12 protein-coding genes are annotated in these 18,737 nt (G+C 63.4%); 4 read left to right on the forward strand and 8 right to left on the reverse strand.

Annotated elements, in window-relative coordinates; genetic code table 11:
• Positions 1-75: 75 nt before the first annotated feature.
• Positions 76-1,179: a M24 family metallopeptidase gene (locus tag LDH66_RS18940; RefSeq protein ID WP_226482645.1), complete on the forward strand. Its 1,104-nt coding sequence runs from the start codon at positions 76-78 to the stop codon at positions 1,177-1,179.
• A gap of 161 nt (positions 1,180-1,340) precedes the next feature.
• Positions 1,341-3,302, forward strand: coding sequence for a glycoside hydrolase family 127 protein (locus LDH66_RS18945; protein WP_226482646.1), 1,962 nt, complete (start codon positions 1,341-1,343; stop codon positions 3,300-3,302).
• 304 nt (positions 3,303-3,606) lie between these two features.
• On the opposite strand, the gene melA (LDH66_RS18950) is transcribed toward LDH66_RS18945, so the two are convergent.
• From melA (LDH66_RS18950) to LDH66_RS18965, 4 genes are all read right to left on the reverse strand, one after another.
• Complete coding sequence (gene melA / locus LDH66_RS18950; protein WP_226482647.1) at positions 3,607-4,926, reverse strand: alpha-galactosidase; 1,320 nt, start codon at positions 4,924-4,926, stop codon at positions 3,607-3,609.
• Positions 4,927-5,031: 105 nt separating this feature from the next.
• Positions 5,032-5,898: a fumarylacetoacetate hydrolase family protein gene (locus tag LDH66_RS18955; RefSeq protein WP_226482648.1), complete on the reverse strand. Its 867-nt coding sequence runs from the start codon at positions 5,896-5,898 to the stop codon at positions 5,032-5,034.
• 254 nt (positions 5,899-6,152) lie between these two features.
• Positions 6,153-7,388 (reverse strand): mandelate racemase/muconate lactonizing enzyme family protein, encoded by a 1,236-nt coding sequence (locus tag LDH66_RS18960; protein ID WP_319004373.1) that lies wholly within the window; start codon positions 7,386-7,388, stop codon positions 6,153-6,155.
• A 243-nt stretch (positions 7,389-7,631) separates the two neighbouring features.
• Positions 7,632-8,393, reverse strand: coding sequence for an IclR family transcriptional regulator (locus LDH66_RS18965; protein ID WP_226482650.1), 762 nt, complete (start codon positions 8,391-8,393; stop codon positions 7,632-7,634).
• A 646-nt stretch (positions 8,394-9,039) separates the two neighbouring features.
• Between LDH66_RS18965 and LDH66_RS18970 the strand changes: the two genes are divergently transcribed.
• Complete coding sequence (locus LDH66_RS18970; protein WP_226482651.1) at positions 9,040-10,953, forward strand: glycoside hydrolase family 127 protein; 1,914 nt, start codon at positions 9,040-9,042, stop codon at positions 10,951-10,953.
• A 223-nt stretch (positions 10,954-11,176) separates the two neighbouring features.
• On the opposite strand, the gene LDH66_RS18975 is transcribed toward LDH66_RS18970, so the two are convergent.
• Positions 11,177-13,066 carry an ABC transporter ATP-binding protein gene (locus LDH66_RS18975; RefSeq protein ID WP_226482652.1) on the reverse strand — a complete coding sequence of 630 codons (1,890 nt, stop codon included), beginning with the start codon at positions 13,064-13,066 and terminating at the stop codon, positions 11,177-11,179.
• Between the two features lie 272 nt (positions 13,067-13,338).
• Between LDH66_RS18975 and LDH66_RS18980 the strand changes: the two genes are divergently transcribed.
• Positions 13,339-14,847, forward strand: coding sequence for an alpha-N-arabinofuranosidase (locus tag LDH66_RS18980; RefSeq protein ID WP_226482653.1), 1,509 nt, complete (start codon positions 13,339-13,341; stop codon positions 14,845-14,847).
• Between the two features lie 81 nt (positions 14,848-14,928).
• On the opposite strand, the gene LDH66_RS18985 is transcribed toward LDH66_RS18980, so the two are convergent.
• The 3 genes from LDH66_RS18985 to LDH66_RS18995 form a co-directional block, all read right to left on the reverse strand.
• Positions 14,929-15,393 (reverse strand): universal stress protein, encoded by a 465-nt coding sequence (locus LDH66_RS18985; protein WP_226482654.1) that lies wholly within the window; start codon positions 15,391-15,393, stop codon positions 14,929-14,931.
• Positions 15,394-15,627: 234 nt separating this feature from the next.
• Positions 15,628-16,935, reverse strand: coding sequence for an alpha-galactosidase (gene melA / locus LDH66_RS18990; protein WP_226482655.1), 1,308 nt, complete (start codon positions 16,933-16,935; stop codon positions 15,628-15,630).
• Between the two features lie 132 nt (positions 16,936-17,067).
• Positions 17,068-18,513, reverse strand: coding sequence for an MATE family efflux transporter (locus LDH66_RS18995; RefSeq protein WP_226482656.1), 1,446 nt, complete (start codon positions 18,511-18,513; stop codon positions 17,068-17,070).
• Positions 18,514-18,737 lie beyond the last annotated feature (224 nt).

Here is an 18,737-nt window from a genome sequence, read left to right on the forward strand (position 1 = left end):
GAACGCGTGAACGGCCGACGGATCGCGCGTTCCGTATCCGCAATAGTTTATTAGACGCCCCTCGTTGCGAGGGATATGACGGCGGTACGCGACCAGAAACTGACGCGTCTAGACGAGTACATGGCCGAACGCGAGTTGACCGAACTGTGGTTCCTCAGGCCGGAGAACTTCGCGTGGCTCACCGGCGGTGGCAACTCGACCGTCGACCGTGCGGCGGACGTCGGCGTCGCGGCGCTGGGCTACGACGGTACCGACGTCCGAGCGCTTACGTCGAACAACGAGGCGGATCGATTCCGCGAGGATGAACTCCCGTCGGGAGTACCCGTCGAGACGTTCGACTGGCACGAGTCCTCGCTCGGCGAGGCAGTGGCGCGTGCGAGCGTCGACCGAGCCGGCGCGGACGTTCCGACGGTACCGGGCCTCGAGCCGGTAGACGCCTCCCAACTACGGCTTCCGTTCACCGAGCACGACCGGCAGGTGCTCGAGCGGGCCGGCCGAGCAACCGCCGACGCGGTCGAAACGGTCGCGCGGGAGGTCTCTCCGGACGACACCGAGCGCGCCGCGGCGGGACGCCTTCGTGATGAACTCTGGCAGCGAGGCCTCGAGTCGCCCGTCGTTCTCGTCGGCGGCGCCGAACGCTCGCAGCGACATCGACACTTCACGCCGACCGACGAGCCGCTGGGCGACTACGCGCTGCTCACCGTCGTCGCGGTCGAACGCGGCGTCAACATCGCCGTCACGCGGACCGTCGACTTCGACGCCCCCTCGTGGCTGCGCGAGCGCCACGACGACGCGAGCCGCGTCGCGGCGACGGCGATTGCGGCGACACGGGACGCTGCGACGACCGACGGCGGCACCGCCGCCGACGTCTTCGCCGAGATCGAGCGAGCGTACGCGGCCGTCGGCTGGGAGGACGAATGGCGACTGCACCATCAGGGCGGGGCTATCGGATTCGAGAGTCGAGAGTGGACCGCGACGCCGTCGGCCGAGTCTCCCATCGAAGTGCCCGCGCCGTACGCCTGGAACCCGACGGTTCAGGGGGCGAAGACGGAGGATACCGTCCTGATCTCGCCGACCGACGTCGACGTGGTCACCGATACCGGCTCGTGGCCCACCGCGGAGTACGCGGCCGTCGATTCCGAGCTGCGTCTCGAGCTGCCGACGCCGCTCTCGAGATAGCCGCGGTGCTGGCTCTGTTGAAGCCCCGGCGGAGGGACACGTTTGCCGAGGAGTCTGCCTGCGGACTCTTCCCTCGAGCGGAGTTCCCGCCGTCGGATTTCGGACGCCGCATCGGTTGGGAGAACCAATAGCTTATGAGGTGCCCAGACGGTGATAGCCGTATGGTACGGCAGCAAACGTCACACGCGGAACCGTTGGATCTCAGCGACGTGGCCGTCGATGACGAGTTCTGGAACCACTACGTCGAGCGGGTCCGTGAACGGATGTTGGAGTACCAGTACGAGCAACTCGAGGACAGCGGGTGTCTCGACAACTTCCGGATCGCCGCCGGCGATGCCGACGGCGAGTTCGAGGGGTTCTGGTTCGCTGATACCGACGCCTACAAATGGATCGAGGCGGCCAGCTACGTGCTCACGACCGCTGACGAGCCAGATCTCGAGGATCGCGTCGATGAGGTGATCTCGCTGATCGAGGCCGCCCAGGCCGAGGACGGCTACCTCAATACGTGGATCGCGATCGAGTTCCCGGGAAAGCGGTGGACGAACCTCTCGATCGGTCACGAACTCTACTGCGCCGGCCACCTCATTGAGGCCGCAGTCGCCCACCACCGCGCGACGGGCGAGGACTCGCTTCTCGACGTCGCTCGGGCGTTTGCCGACCTGATCGACGAGGTGTTCGGCCCCGATGGGCGTCAGGGCGTCCCCGGCCACGAGGAGATCGAGCTCGCACTCGTGAAACTCTACCGGGTCACTGACGAGGATCGGTACCTCGATCTCGCGTCGTTCTTCGTGGAGGGACGCGGCGAGGCGCTCGAATACGAATTCGAGGACACCGAGGACCGTGCAGGGAGCGAGGAGATGTGGAGCGCCATAGAGAGCGCTCTCTTCGACGATGAAGCGTACGACGGGACGTACGCTCAGGACCACGCGCCGATCCGAGAGCAGGAGACCGTCGAGGGACATTCGGTCCGCGCGATGTATTACTTCGCCGCTGCTGCCGATCTCGTCCTCGAAACCGGAGACGCCGAACTGTACGAAACGCTGACGGAACTGTGGCGGAACATGACCCAGCGCCGGATGTACGTCACGGGCGGGATCGGGTCTACCCACCACGGCGAGCGATTCACCGAGGACTACGACCTCCCGAACAGGACTTCGTACGCCGAGACATGCGCCGCAGTCGGGAGCGTCTTCTGGAATCACCGGATGTTCCAGCTTTCCGGCGATGTGCAGTATCCCGAGCTCGTGGAGCGCACGCTCTACAACGGATTCCTCGCCGGGCTTTCCCGAGACGCGACCGAGTTCTTCTACGCCAACCCGCTCGAAGTCGGTCCGGACGGTCACGCCCTCGCGGACGAAAACCCCGACCGGTTCTCGAACCAGCGACAAGGGTGGTTCGACTGCGCGTGTTGTCCGCCGAACGCCGCCCGTCTGATCGCCTCGCTCGGGCGCTACATCTACGCTCGCGCGACCGATGAACCCGCCGTCTACGTCAATCAGTTCGTCGGGAGTGAGGCCGCTCTCACCGTCGACGACGCGGACGTCCGGCTGCGACAGGAGTCCGCCCTCCCGTGGTCCGGCGACGTGACGCTGACCGTCGACGCGGCCAAACCGACTGATTTCGCGCTCCGTGTCCGCGTCCCCGAGTGGTGTACCGACGTGACGGCGACAGTGGCGGGCGAGTCGCGCGCTGTTGATCCCGAGGATGGCTATATCGAGGTCGACCGGGAATGGGACGAGGCGGTGGAACTCACGGTCACCTTCGGAATGGCCCCTGAACAGCTAGTGGCCCACCCGGCGGTCGACGCTGCCAGCGGGAACGTCGCGCTACGGCGTGGCCCGGTCGTGTACTGTCTCGAAGGCGTCGACCACGACCGGCCGCTCGCTCAGTACACGGTGCCCGAGGACGCGGCGATCGAGGCCTCGCATCGATCCGACCTCTTGGGCGGGGTTACGGTCCTAGAGGGCGAGGCTCGAGTGCCCGACCGAGGTGAGTGGTCTGACGTGCTCTACCGTCGGGCAGCGGAGACTGAACGCCTCGATACGTCGTTCACCGCGGTTCCGTACTACGCGTGGGCGAACCGCGACCCGGGCGAGATGCGGGTCTGGCTCGAAACCGAGTGAGTATCGGTCCTCGATCGCTTCGGTAGAAGCGGAGGCGGTACCGCTAGTAACCGTGAGCGAACGCAGTGAGCGAGCGGGCCACGGAACCCTCGAGGCCGCGCCAACGGCGCGGCTGAGGTGGTGACACGGTTCGAAAGAAGCGAAGCGTCGTCCGAACGACAGCACAAAAGTTCGGTCTACAGGTGTCCCGTCCAGTAGCGTCGCGAGGGAACGTATCTAAAGAAGACGGTTTCAACAGAGCCCGGTGCTCGCAAAGTGGAGCAGCGACGTTCGTCGTGAAAAGAGCGGGCGACGTTCGAGCGCGTCAATCTAGATCGGGGAGATACTCGGCGTTCGCGGCCAGCAGATCGTCGACCAGCTCGTCGATGGTCTCGAGATCGAGTTCGGCCGCCGTGAGCGGATCGAGTTTCACGGCCTGGCGCAGCGCGGTCTCGTCTCGCTCGAGTATCGCGGTCACCGCGCGTTCCTGGACGGCGACGTTCGACCGGTTCAACGCCGCGAGCTGCGGCGGTAGCTCGCCGACGGAACAGGGGTGAATCCCCCGGCCGTCGACCAGACACGGCACCTCCACGCACGAATCGTCGGGGAGGTTCTCGATCGCATCGGTGTCGTTCCGGAGGTTGATGTTCATGCGCCGCTCCTCGTCTGTCTCGATCGAGTGGACGATCCGCGAGCCGTACTCGGGGGAGCGCTCGAGCGCGACGTCGTCCTCGGTGACCTCGAACTCGCCCTCGAGATCCGGCTGGTAGGAGCGCCAGTGGTCCAGGTACCGTCCCGTCGGCATCCACTCGATCGTGTAGTGGCCGAACTCCTCCTCGGGGGTCAGTTCGTCGATGACGTCCTGGTCCGTCCGGAAGTACGGGAGGTACTCGCTCAGGTGGTGACTCGATTCCGTGATGAACGCCCCGAAGTGGTCCATCACGTCGAACCGGACCGGATCCTGCGCGTAGACGTCGGGATCGTCCGCGGCCTCGCGGAGCGCCGGGTAACAGTCCTCGCCGTCGTGTTCCAGTTCGAGGTACCACGCCATGTGGTTGATACCGGCCACCCAGTGCTGGAGTTCCTCGCTCGGGACGTCGAGATACCGACCGATGGCCGCGGTGGTGTGCTGGACGCTGTGACAGAGGCCTACCACGTCGACGTCGGTCGCTTCGTCGACCGCCCAGCAGAGGATCGCCATCGGGTTCGTGTAGTTCAGCAGGAGCGCGTCGGGGCACAGCTCCTCCATGTCGCGGGCGATATCGATCACCGTCGGGGCGGTTCGCAGCGCGCGGAAGACGCCCCCGGGACCGAGCGTGTCGCCGACAGCCTGTTTCACGCCGTACTCCTCGGGGATCCGGATCTCGTTCTCGAACGGTTCCGCGCCGCCGACGTTGATCATGTTGAAGACGTAGTCGGCGCCCTCGAGGGCCTCGCGCCGATCGGTCGTGGCGCGGATCTCTCCGGGAAGGTCGTGATAGTCGACGATTGTTTCGCCCACCTCAGCGGCCCGATCCAACCGTTGCGGATCGATATCCATCAACGTGATCGTGCTGTCTCGCAGATGCTCGAACGAGAAGAGATCCGTCATCAGGTTCTTCGCGAATACGACACTCCCGGCGCCGACGAATGTTATGTTTGGCATTATTCGAAATAGCGTTCAATATGTTCGATATCGGCTATACGCGGTGTCCCTCCGGCTTCGTTCGAATTTCGTCGAAGGGTTTTGCGAGCGTCCTCTCGTCGCGACTCACACTTCGACGACCGTGTTCACGAGTTCGCCGATCTGGTCGATGGCGATACGCACCTCGTCATCCGGGCGGAGCGTGAACCCTTCGTCCGGAACGAGCGATGTTCCAGTGAGAAGAACGCCGTTCCCCGGGACTGCATTGTGATCGCGCCAGTACTCGACCAGTTCCTCACATGAGCGGTCCATCTCGCCGGTCGAGGTTTCGCCCTCGTAGAGTGTCTCCCCATCGCGGCTGATCTCCATCGTCATCGTCAGTTCGTGGGGGTTGCCGACGCTTTCGGCCGACGCGACACAGGGGCCGATCGAACAACACTTGTCGTATACCTTCGCCTGCGGAAGATAGAGCGGATTCTCGCCCTCAATCGAGCGGCTGCTCATGTCGTTACCGATCGTGTAGCCGACGATCTCGCCATCGTAGAGGACGATCCCGAGTTCCGGCTCCGGGACGTCCCACGCCGAGTCCGCACGGATCCCGACCGAGTCGTCGGGGCCGACGGTCCGATTCGGCGTCGCTTTGAAGAAAATCTCGGGCCGTTCGGCCTCGTAGACGTCCAGATACATTTCCGGCATGCCGCTTTCGGCCTCGCGGGCTTCCTCACTGATCTCGTAGGTAACGCCGGCCGCCCAGACCTCGTCGGGGATCAGCGGCAGCGCGCTGTCGTCCAGCGCTCCGCGCTCGATGGTCGGCGCGTCGTCCGCGAGCGACTCGGCTAACTCGTCGACGGTCGCGTCTGCGATGTCCGCCGCCGCGGCGAGATCCGCAAAGGTATCGAGTCGTGGTTTGACTGCCGTGAGATCGTAGATAGCGTCACCGTCATCGGCGACCAATCTATACCCGTCTCCGCTGTGTAGTCGGTGATACCGCATGACGGGACAAAGTAACTTATTGATAATAAATGTCCCGTCCGCGGCGAACATCAGTTGACCCCCGTGTGGCTTCCCGATTGACTCGAACCTGACGACGGTACGGTCGCTCTCACGTCCGAATTGGCGGCTCCGAGGGTCGATCAGATGGTGACGAATCGTCCCGCGCTATACAGCGACCCGCGAACGTTCGTGAGCGTGACGTCGGCTCACACCTCGTCGACCAATCCGACGCTCTGCTCCTGAGTTCGATGACGTTACGCTTCGTCGAACATCTCGGCACCGTCGGCCAGGTGCTCCTCGACGGCGTCGAAGTCGAGCGTGAGGCCCAGCCCCGGTTTTTCCGGCACTTCCGCGTAGCCTTCGTGGATGATGTCCTCTTCGACGAGGTCCGACCACCAGCCCAGTTCGTAGGAGTGGTACTCCACCGCCAGCGAGTTCGGAATCGCCGCGCCGACGTGGATGCTGGCCATCGTGCCGATCGGCGAGGAGACGTTGTGCATCGCGACCGGCACGTAGTACATGTCCGCCAGATCCGCGATCTTCCGGGTCTGGCGCATCCCGCCGACGCGGGGGACGTCCGGCGCGACGATGTCGGCGGCCTGGTTCTCGAGGAGGCGACGGTTGCCGTGGTTGCGGTAGACGTTCTCGCCGACGGTGATCGGCGTCGAGGTCCGCTTGGTGACCTCCTCTTGGACGTCGTGGTTCTCCGGCGGGATCGGGTCCTCGAGCCACCAGACGTCGTAGTCCTCTAAGCGCTCGGCGAGGCGGTGTGCGCTGCCGGAGCTGAACGACCAGTGGCAGTCGAAGGCGACGTCGGCGCGGTCGCCGATGCGCTCGGTGACTTTCTCGACGATTTCGGCCTTGTGTTCGATCTCGGGGCCCCGGAGGTGACGGTTCGCGCGGTCTTTCTCGTGTCCCGAGGGGACGTCGAGGTCGAACTTCAGCGCGTCGTAGCCCAGATCCTCGACGACGCGCTCGGCCTCGTCGGCGCAGGCGTCGGGGTCGGCCTCGTCCTCGGTGTGGCAGTCGCAGTACATCCGCATCTCGTCGCGGTACTTGCCACCGATGAGCTGGTAGGCCGGCACGTCCAGAATCTTCCCGGCGACGTCGTGAAGCGCGAGTTCGATCCCGGAAATCGCCGAAATCGCTTTCCCGGCGATCGACCCCTCGCCGGAGAGCTTCTGGACGAGGTGCTCGTAGAGCCGGTCGATATCGAGCGGGTTCTCTCCCTCGAGGAAGGGTGCCATGCGCTCGATGATCTCGCGGTCGCCGGCGCCCCAGTAGGACTCACCGTTACCGACGAGACCGGCGTCGGTGTAGACGCGAACCAGCGTCCAGGGGTAGTTGCCGTCGACGATCGTGGTCTGAACGTCCGTGATCTCGACGTCGCGCGGTCCTCGGTCGGCAGAAACGCCCATCGTCTCCGCGGAGAGGTCGCGCATCGTATACTCTGCGTTCGGGTCAGATAACTGTCTGTAATCCATCGACAGGTCGTGAATTACGGCAGGTGCTACTAAAACTTCCGTCTGCGATGGGATCGGCGTTCGACGATAGTCCTCGGAGACGGCGTCGCTCCCGCGGGCCGACACGTCGAGACGGGGTTCAGGGTCGTCCTCGAGAGCGGTGACGCGGTCGACACAGTGGAAGCGAACGATCGAGCGACCGTTCGGGACTCGTACGGCGAGGCGTCGGAACGCCGGCTCTCGGTGGTCGAGCGGCCGTTCGGGAGCCGACTACGAGTAGTTGTGCTCGAGTTCGATGACGTTTGCAGTCCCGAGCACGGCGTCGGGCAGTTCCTCGTAGAACCGCTCCTCGCTGATACGATGGACCGGGCAGGCGACGCTGATGGCACCGATACTCCGCTCCTGTCCGTCCGTAATCGGGGCGGCGACACAACACAGGCCGGCGAGGCGCTCCTCGCGGTCGATCGAGTACTTTCGCTCCCGAATCTGCTCGAGTTCGTCGAACAGTTGTTCGCGGTCCGTAATCGTCTTGTCCGTCATCTCGGGCATGCCGTGCTTGTCGAGCATTTCGGAGACCTCCTCTTCGGGGCGAAACGCGAGGATGGATTTGCCGAGCCCCGTACAGTGAAGCCTGACCTGCTTGCCCTCGTGGGTGTCCAACTCGACGGCGTTCTGGCCTTGCGCCTGATAGAGGTAGATCCCCATCCCGTTTTTCTCGACGAGGAGGTTCGCCAACTCGCCGGTTTCGGTGGCGAGTTTGTCGATTTCGGATCGAGCCGTCTCGTAAATCTCGGTCCGGTCTCGAGCGTACGCGCCGAGTCCGAGGAAGGAGAGGCCGATGTGGTACTCGTCGCCTTCCTTGACGAGGTACTCCCTGTTGACGAGCGTGTTCAGATGGTTGTGGACCGCGCTCTTGCCGATATCGACCTGTTCGGCGATCTCGGAGACGCCCGCACCGTCGAGTTCCTGGATGATCTCGACGATCTCCATCGCTCTGTCGACCGTCCGGACCGGGTGTTTCGGTTCTGCCATACCACTCCTCTCATTCGAGATCATATAATGTTTGTTCTGTTTGAGTCCCCTCGCGTTCTCTAAGACGTCTCCGCTCTCCCCTATCATTGAACAGTACCGGAGGCGTCGGCCGCGTTGAGAGAGACAACACATCGTTCTATAGAAGTGGGACATAGTCCATCTATACTACACCCGATTTTGTCGAAGAGAACGGGAGGGATGGCACATGAATTACTACCATATGCTTGTAAATCAATTCGCGGTATTCCGTTCGAATCCGCCCTCGAATCCCATCTGAGAGGATATACGGCGATAGCAGCGGACGGTCGTGAAGCGAGTTCTCGGTACCGAGCGGTCCTCGTTCTGGAGATGGGCTGTTATAACAAGAATGCTATTCTCTATAATAGAATATTATCGGCACGGGACGAGCGGTGTGGCACCTCGACGTCGGATGGAACGATATCGCGCTAGGTCACTGGAGCCGTCGGTTCGGGGACTCCCCCGGTCGATCACGGGACGTGAGGGACCTCTCTACGGGCCGCTCGGCGGCTAACGGATACGATTGAGACTCACGACCGCGCCGGTGAGACGCTCCACGACCCCCTGTGACGGGCTTCTCGGTAACCCTTATTACTCGATAGCCGAGATGAGCGATCGGAACACACTCATGAGTTCATACGGAGCGCCGACGAACGCGATCACGCTCTCGGACGTCGAGATCGACGACGGATTTTGGTCGCTCCGACGGGAACGAAACAGGGACGTAACGATCAAATACCAGTACGAACAACTCGAGGAGTCGGGCACGCTCGAGAACTTTCGGCGCGTCGCCGCCGGGGAGTCCGGCGGCTTTCAGGGGATGTGGTTTCAGGACTCGGACGCTTACAAGTGGATCGAAGGGGCCTCGTACGTGCTCGCCCAGCGCGACGATCCGGAACTCGAGGCGAACGTCGACGAGGTGATTTCGCTGATCGCCGACGCACAGCAGCCCGACGGCTACCTGAACACGTACTTCTCGCTGGTCGAACCCGAGAATCGGTGGACGAACCTTCACATGATGCACGAGCTCTACTGTGCCGGCCATCTGATCGAGGCCGCGGTCGCCCACTACCGGGCGACGGAGAAGGAGACGCTGCTCGACGTGGCGATCGACTTCGCGGATCTCGTCGACGACGTCTTCGGCGACGAAATCGAGGGCGTTCCGGGCCATGAAGAGATCGAACTGGCGCTCCTGAAGCTCTACCGAGTCACCGGTACGGATCGGTATCTCGACCTCGCGAAGTACTTCATCGATCTCCGCGGGAAGGACGACCGACTCGCGTGGGAAATCGACAATCCGGAGACGCTCGGCGGCGCCGAGTATGACGACGGTGGGGTCATTTCTGCCGCACGGGACGTCTTCACCCACGAAGACGGAACGTACGACGGACGGTACGCTCAGGCCCACGAGCCGCTCCGGGAACAGGAAACCGTCGAGGGCCACTCCGTCAGGGCGATGTACCTGTTCGCGGCAGCGACGGATCTCGCCATCGAGACGGGCGAAGACGAGTTGATCGAGGCCCTCGAAGGCCTCTGGACGAACATGACCACCAAGCGGATGTACGTCACCGGCGGCCTCGGCCCCGAGGAGGCCCACGAAGGGTTCACGACGGACTACGACCTCAGAAACGATGCCTACGCCGAGACCTGTGCCGCGATCGGGAGCATCTACTGGAACCAGCGGCTGTTCGAACTCACCGGCGAGGCGAAGTACGCCGACCTCATCGAGCGGACGCTGTACAACGGCTTCCTCGCTGGCGTCTCGCTCGACGGGACCGAGTTCTTCTACGAGAACCCTCTCGAGAGCGACGGCCATCACCACCGCAAGGGATGGTTCACGTGCGCATGCTGTCCGCCGAACGCGGCCCGGCTGCTCGCGTCGCTGGGCAAGTACGTCTACAGCCAGCGGGGACCAGCGCTGTACGTCAATCAGTACGTCGGCGGTAGCGTCACGACGACGGTCGACGGCGCGACCGTCGAGCTGTCACAGGACAGTTCCCTCCCGTGGTCGAGCGAGGTTACCATCGACGTCGACGCCGACGGGGCGTCGGTACCGCTTCGCCTTCGAATTCCGAAGTGGGCCGAGTCGTCGACGGTGACGGTAAACGGCGATTCGGTCGACGTGCCGTCCGAGGGTTACCTCGAGGTCGAACGGGAGTGGGACGACGGCCGGATCGAGCTGACCTTCGAGCAGACGGTCACGCAGCTAGAGGCCCATCCCGAGGTGGCGGCCGACGCCGGACGCGTTGCACTCAAACGCGGCCCGCTCGTCTACTGCCTCGAGGCAGTCGACAACGACCGGCCGCTCCACCAGTACGAGGACCCGTCCGCTTCGGTCTCGACGGAGCATCGGTCGGACCTGCTCGAGGGAGTCACGGTCATCGAGGGCGAAGCGAGCGTCCCGGATCGGGAGGGCTGGGACGGCGAACTGTATCGTCCCGCGAACGAGACGGCTCGAGAACGGACCGAGTTCACCGCGGTGCCGTACTACGCCTGGGACAACCGTGATCCCGGTGCCATGCAGGTCTGGATCCGGTCGTAGCGGCGTTCGATTCTTCCTTCGAACTGCCGAGACCGCTCCGGCGCGGCCCGACGGGGACGAGCAGTATACCGCGTTCTATGGGAACAGGATGCGTACCACATCGAACGACAGTGATCGGTGCCGGAACTGAGCAGCGGATTCCGGCAGCGACGAACGCTGGCGAGCACGTCGAGAAACGGTAGTGAAATCGGATCTGAGATCGACCGCAGTCCAGCGGCCCGGCTCAGTTGTTCTGTGTAATGCGCTCGACGAACGTCTCCGGGAGATCGTTGATCTCGCCGGCCTGTACCTTCCAGAGGTTCGCGTAGAGGCCGTCCGCCTCGAGCAACGCGTCGTGGCTCCCCCGCTCGACGATCTCACCGTCGTCGAGGACGAGGATGGTGTCGGCGTCGCGGACGGTCGACAGTCGGTGGGCGATGACGAACGTCGTTCTGTCGGCGGTGATCTCCTCGATCGAGCGCTGGATGAGCATCTCCGTCTCGGTGTCGACGTCGCTGGTCGCCTCGTCCAACACGAGGATCTCCGGATCCGAGATGATGATGCGCGCGAGCGCGATGCGCTGGCGTTGCCCGCCGGAGAGTTTGACCCCCTCCTCGCCGACCTCAGTGTCGTACCCGTCCGGAAGCTCCTCGATGAACGCGTGGGCCTGTGCGGCCTCGGCGGCCGCGACGACTTCCTCGTCGGTCGCGTCGAACGTCCCGTAGGCGATGTTCTCCCTGACGGTCCCGCCGAAGAGGTAGTTGTCCTGACTGACGTAGCCGATCGCCTCCCGAAGACTCGACAGCGTCACGTCGCGGACGTCGTGGCCGTCGATCCGGACCTCCCCCTCGTCGGTCTCGTACATTCGCATGAGGAGTCGGACCACCGTGGACTTGCCCGCACCGGTCGGGCCGACGAACGCGACCGTCTCGCCCGGGTCGGCCTCGAACGAGACGTCCTCGAGGACATACTCCTCGTCGGGATCGTAGGCGAAGCTCACGTCGTCGTACTCGACGCGGCCGTCAACGTCGGTCAGTTCCGTCGCGTCCTCGCGGTCCTCGATGGCGACGGGCATGTCCATGAGGCCGACGACGCGCTTGCCGGACGCGCGCGCGTTCTCGTACTGCTCGATGATGACCGCGATCTGTTTGAGCGGACCGGTGAACCGCTGGCTCATGAACAGGAACGTGACGAGCGAGCCGACGGTGAGCGTCCCGCTGAACAGCGGCGGCGGTCCGACGACGACCCAGTAGCCACCGATGATGAACGTCGCCGCGAACGACGCGTTCGTGACGAAGTTACTCCCCGGATGGTACAACGTGTTGAGCTTGATCCGTTCCCAGTTCGTATCGAAGTAGCGGTAGGAGACGTCGGTGACGCGGTCGGACTCGTAGGACTCCGTCGTCATCGTCTTGATGAGGTGGATTCCGCCGAGGTTGTTCTCGAGGCGGGTGTTCATGCCGCCGACGCTCGATCTGATCCGGTCGTAGACCGGCTCGACCCGGCGCATGAACCACAGCGTGAACGCGGTGAGCAGGGGGACCGCTCCCAGCGTTACGATCGCGAGCTGCCAGTTCAGATAGACGAGAAGCACGGTGATGCCGACGAGCACCGTCCCGATCCGAACTGCTCTGGTGAGCGCGTCGTCGAAGAACTGCTCGAAGTTGGAGATGTCGTTGTTCAGGATGCTCATGAGTTCGCCTTTCTCGTGGCCATCGAAGAAGCGAACGTCCAGCTGTTGCATCTTGTCGTACGTCGACGTGCGAACGACGTGCATCAGGTGGTGCGAGAAGTAGTCGACGGAGAGCATCCGCACCGTCGCCAGCAGCGCCGTGAGCACGTAACACCCGAAGATGATCCCGAACGAGAACCAGAGTTGTCCCTCCGTCGTCGACGGGACGATATCTGCAGGAACGAGCGGCAGTTCGTACGCCGTCGTTTGGTTGAACACGGCGTCGATCGCGACGCCGAGGACGAACGGCGGGATCAGCGACGCCAGCCGCTCGAACAAGCCGGCGAGGAGTCCGATCGAGAACCAGTGGCGACGCTCCCGACTAAATTGGGCGAAGAGACGGACCAGCGGCCATTCGACTGCATCACGATACCCCTCTAATCGGTGTTCTCTGTTGGACACTGTCTCGGTGACTGTCGGATCCGGTCGCTCAAATAGGTTGGTACTCCGTGACGACAGCGGTCGTCCGAAAAAATCGGTTGCCGCTCGCTTCGTCGCGCCGTCTCTGCTCTTTCGACGGAATATCGGACGGGAATAAAGCGACGATCGTTCGAAGTGTCGTTCATTAACGTTGGTAGAATGAGTGGTCGGCGACCCCGTTCTTTCGGGTTTAACAGGTGCAGAGTGACAGAAACCGAGGAACTTATAACACTTTATCAGAAAGAGAGGTGTGGATGGCTAACGCACGTATTACGGTTCATACTGCAGCGGATATCGACCGCATCGAACCCGAAGTCCACGGTCACTTCTCCGAACACCTCGGGCGGTGTGTCTACGAGGGTCTCTGGACCAGCGACAGCACCGATGAAGACGGGTACCGAGAGGAGGTCGTCTCGCTCCTGTCCGACCTTGAGATTCCCGTTCTCCGCTGGCCCGGCGGCTGTTTCGCCGACGACTACCACTGGGAAGACGGCATCGGTCCACAGGAGGACCGACCGCGACGCCGGAACCTCTTCTGGGCGCAGGGCCCGGAGGAGCTCCCCGAGGAGTCCAACGCCTTCGGTACCGACGAGTTCCTGGAACTCTGTGAGCGAATCGGTACGGAGCCGTATCTCGCGGCCAACGTCGGCTCGGGCGACCCACAGGAGGCTACCGACTGGGTCGAGTACTGCAACTACGACGGCGACACCGAACTCGCCGACCGACGACGCGAGAACGGCCGAGAGGAGCCCTACGGCGTTAAGTACTGGGGACTCGGCAACGAGAACTGGGGCTGTGGCGGCCAGATGACCCCCGAGCAGTACGCCCGCGAGTACCGGCGGTACGCGACCTACGTCGGGACCATGGACAACCTGATGCTCGATCACGAACTCGAGCTCATCGCCTGTGGCTTCGAGGGCCACGAGTGGAACCGACGATTCATGGAGGAGATCGCGAGCGAGGCCTGGGGCGCGGAGTTCCCGCTCGACCACCTCACGCTGCACCACTACTACGGGCGGACGATGAACGTCTCCGAGGCCGACGAGGACCAGTACGACCAGCTCCTCGTCGAGGCCCTCGAGATGGAAGACCACATCGAGCGAATCGCCGCGGCGATCAACGCGGTGGCGACGACCCGCGACATCGGCGTCATCATCGACGAGTGGGGCACCTGGCATCCCGAAGCGACGGCCGACAACGGGCTCGAACAGCCGGGGACCGTCCTCGACGCGCTCTCGGCAGCGGCCGTCCTCGACATCTTCAACCACCACAGCGACGTTGTCACGATGTCGAACATCGCACAGACGGTCAACGTCCTGCAGTGTCTCGTCGAGACCGACGAGGACGACGCCTGGGCGCGTCCGACCTACCGCGTCTTCGACCTGTACGCACCCCACAAGGGTAGCGAGGCCGTGCAGACGTCGGTCGAGGCCCCGTCGCGCGAACTCGCCGACGACGCCGAGGACCGCGAACTGCCCCTCGTCGGCGCGTCCGCATCGGTCGACGACGACGAGACCTACGTCACCGTTACGAACCTCGACTGCCGCGAGACCCAGACGATCGACGTCACCCTCGAGGGAATCGACCTCGAGTCCTCGTCCATCGAGGCCGAGCTGCTGTTCGCGGACCAGGATCCCGACCTGGAAGTCGACGCCGACAACGCCGACGAGTTCACCGCCGAGGAACTCGACGTGTCGGTCGACAGCGGTTCCCTGATCGCCGAGCTGCCGGCGTCGACGGTGGCCGGAATCTCGATCGAATAACTCGCCGATCCGCTCTCGAGATTTTTCACCCGTTCCGAACGATACTGCGTGTTTTCGGCGAAAAAGTAGAATTCGCGGAGATCAGTCCATTTTGAGCGTCACGGTGCCGTCGAAGTTGAGGAGGATGTGCTGGGCGAAGTCACCGAACAGCGCCTTCCCGGTCGGCGAGCGCCGTCGACCGACGACGAAGAGATGGTCACAGCCGAGTTCCGCCGCGGTAGCGATGACCGCGTCGGCGCGGTCGCTCTCGTCGACGACGATTCCCTCGGTGGTGAACTCGATCGACTCATCGAACGAGTCGAACACGTCTTCAGCGAACCGTTGTGCGAACTGCTCCGCAGTGGAGGTCGAATCGGGTTCGCTGTACGATGTCCCCTCCATCTGCTCGATCACTTCCAAGTTATCGGCCGTCTTGTCGACCTGATCCGGCGTGATCCACGCGAGCACGGTCAGCGTCGCGCCAGTGTCGTGAGCGAGTCGGCCGGCTTCCGCGAGCAGTTCTCGGTGGGCGTCCGTGTCGTCGATGACGACGAGTGCGTTATCCATATCACCGCTATAATCAGTTACCCAAATAAGTGTACTGCCCGTGTCAATCTATGACAATGAACTGTCTCCGATAGCGGTATCCGGCCGTCTCTCGAATCGCTTCGGCGGAGTCGGTCGGAATCGTTGACCGACGCGAACGGCGTACGCGTCCCACACTCGGCTACGCCGTCGACTCCCGACTGCCGTCTCGGCTGACTGTCGGTTCCGGTTTCGCTGCGAGTTCTCCGTCGTCGCTCACTCGAGGCGAGGGAGGGACGCCTCGTTAGCGTCGATGAGATCCTCGACCATCTCGTGGATCTCGTCCAAACTGAGGGCGGCGCCCGTAAGCGGATCCAGTTTCACGGCCTGGTGGACCTTCCGTCGGTCGTTTTCCAGCGCTCCCTCGACCGCGAGTTCGTAGACGGCCGCGTGCCGGCGATCCAGCGCCGCGAGTTGCGTCGGCAGTTCACCGACCGAACAGGGGTGGAGGCCGGTTCCGTCGACGAGCACCGGCACCTCGACGCACGCGTCGGTCGGGAGGTTCGCGATGGCGTTCGTCTCGTTGCTCACGTTGAGGTTGAACCGGCGGGGCGTGTCGGTCTCCAGCGAGTGGATGAGTCGAGAGGCGTACTCCTCGGAGCGCTCGGCGCCGACCGTCTCGAGGTCGTCCGATAACTCGGCGTCGTTGCGCTCGGCCGATCGTTCTTTCCAGCCCTCGAGATAGGTGGCGGTCTCCATCCGCTCGGCGTAGTCCGTTCCAGTCATCTCCTCAATGGTCTCCTCGGACGTCCGAACGTAGGGGACGTACTCGCTCATGTGGTGGCTCGACTCGGTCGGAAACGCGCCGAAGTGCTCCATCATCTCGAAGCGCACGGTGTCGCGCCGGTACGTCTCGGGGTCGTCCATCGCGTCGCGGAGCGCGGGATAGACGGACTCGCCGTCGCGTTCGACCTCGAGGAACCAGGCCATGTGGTTGATGCCCGCGACCCAGTACTCGAGTTCATCCGCGGGGACGTCGACGTAGTCGGCGATCGCCTCGACGGTGTGGGGAACGCTGTGACAGAGCCCGACGGTCTGTACGTCCGTCGCGTCGAACAGCGCCTTACAGAGGATCGCCATCGGGTTCGTGTAGTTCAGCAGGAGCGCGTCGGGGCACAGCTCCTCCATATCGGCGGCGATATCGAGCAGCGTCGGGATCGTCCGCAGCGCCCGAAAGATCCCGCCGGGCCCGGTCGTGTCGCCGATCGCCTGCTCGACGCCGTACTCCTCGGGGATCCGGATCTCGTTTTCGAACGGTTCCGTGCCACCGACGTTGATCATGTTGAGGACGTAGTCAGCACCCTCGAGCGCGGCCCGACGGTCGGTGGTCGCTTCCACCGTCGCCTCGAGGCTGTCGTTGTCCACCATCGCTTGGGCCACCGTTCGGGTCTGCTCGAGCCGGTGCTCGTCGATATCCATGAGGACGATTTCGCTGTCGGCGAGCGCGTCGAACGAGAGGACGTCTCCGACGAGATTCTTGGCGAACACCATACTTCCCGCTCCGATGAAGGTAATCTGTGTCATACGACGGGATTCGTTCAGAACGAGTAATTAGTTTCGTATGTCCGTTTGATGACCGCTTTCTCAGAGTCCCGTCCATCAGTACAGTGAGAAATGAGGGACAGCGGACACCGACTTCACCGACCGCGCCGAGTCTCAGTCGTCACCGACTGCAACGTCGGGACGGTACGCTTCGCTGATGGCCTTCCACTTATCGGTTCGAAACCGCCAGTAGTTGATCGCAGCTGGAATCGTCGTCTCCGCTGTGAACGCGAGGTACAGGCCCCAATATCCGAGTCCGGTCGTCGCACCGAGGTACGCGAGCGGGATCGAGCCGAAGAACATCCCGATGAACTGGCTCACGAACGGAATCCGCGTATCACCGCTCGCGTCGAGCGGCCCGGCAGCGGCGCCGGAGACCCCTTGGAAGACGACCGCGGCACAGGCGGCGTAGACGAGGTGGATGGCGATCGGGATCTCCGGACTCGTCGGATCGCTCGCGAACAGCACGACGATTTGCTCGGCGAACAGGGCGATGAGAACCGCGGAGACGGCGTACGTCGCCACCGCGAACCGGATGATGTCGCGTCCGTACGCTTCGGCCGTCGCTTCGTCGTTTCGGCCGAGTGCCTGACCCACGAGGCTGGACGAGGCGAGCCCGAACCCCCAGCCGGGCGCGTTCATCACACCCCAGATGCGACGGGCGATGACGAACGCGGCGACGGTGTTCTCCCCGAAGATGTCGAGGATGGAGAGCATCGGGAACTCGGCGACGGTCCAGACGAGGTTCCGAGCGCCGATCGGGAGCCCGATCCTGATCAAATCGCGAATCGTCTCGGGATCGAGATACGTTCCCAGCGGATCCACCTGGACGGGGAACTCGCCGATACCCGGGAAGCGACCGCGGCTGATCCCGATCGCGAACGTCGCCGTCACGACGACGTTCGAGAGAACTGTCCCGAGTGCCGCTCCAGCGACGCCCCAGCCGAAGCCGAAGATGAACACGGCGTTCAAGCCGATGTTGGCAAGGGCTCCACCGGCACGGACCTGCATCGCGATGTAGGAGTTGTCGGCACCGACGAGCGTCCGACTTCCGACGAGGTTCAGCCCCGCGAAGGGGATCCCGAATCCGACGACCTGGAGGTACGTCGCACCGTACTCGATCGCCCGCTCGTTGCTGCTCAACACCGAGATGAGTTCATGTGGAACGAACCAGAACGCGACCGTGACCGGAACGCTGAGCACGATGATGAGTACCGTACTCGAGCGGACGGCGAGTCCCAGTTCGTCGGTAGCGTCCGCACCGTAGCGCTGAGAGACCAGTGCGATAGCGCCGCCGGCGACGCCGCCACCGATCGCGAACGCGAGTCCCCAGAACGGTCCCGCGAACCCGACGCCGGCGACGGCCGCAGTGCCGACCGCGACGCCGACCATCGCGACGTCGACGGCATTTTTCGACATCCGAGCGATCCCGGTAACGATTCGGGGCCATGCGAGGATAGTCGTCTGAACGGCGCGTTCGCGGTCGATGAGTCCGACGCGAGCGAGCGCGAGACCGATCCACAGAATGAGCAGACGTAGCGGGTTCGGGAACCGGGTCACGGGTGATATCAGTCCCTCACGTATTCAATGATATTTAGCGGTACGATGTCCGAGCGAGACGAGACCAGTGGCGACCAGAGCCACTGGCTGAGACGAAAATAGAACGACGAGTTACTGTTACAGAACAATACTCGCGTTTCCGTACGCTCGGATCCACAATCTCCGCACCCGAGCTGTCGTCCTGCTCGTTAGAATTACAAACATACGGTCGTTATAATCGCGGA

Source organism: Natrinema amylolyticum (assembly GCF_020515625.1).
GTDB classification, from domain to species: domain Archaea; phylum Halobacteriota; class Halobacteria; order Halobacteriales; family Natrialbaceae; genus Natrinema; species Natrinema amylolyticum.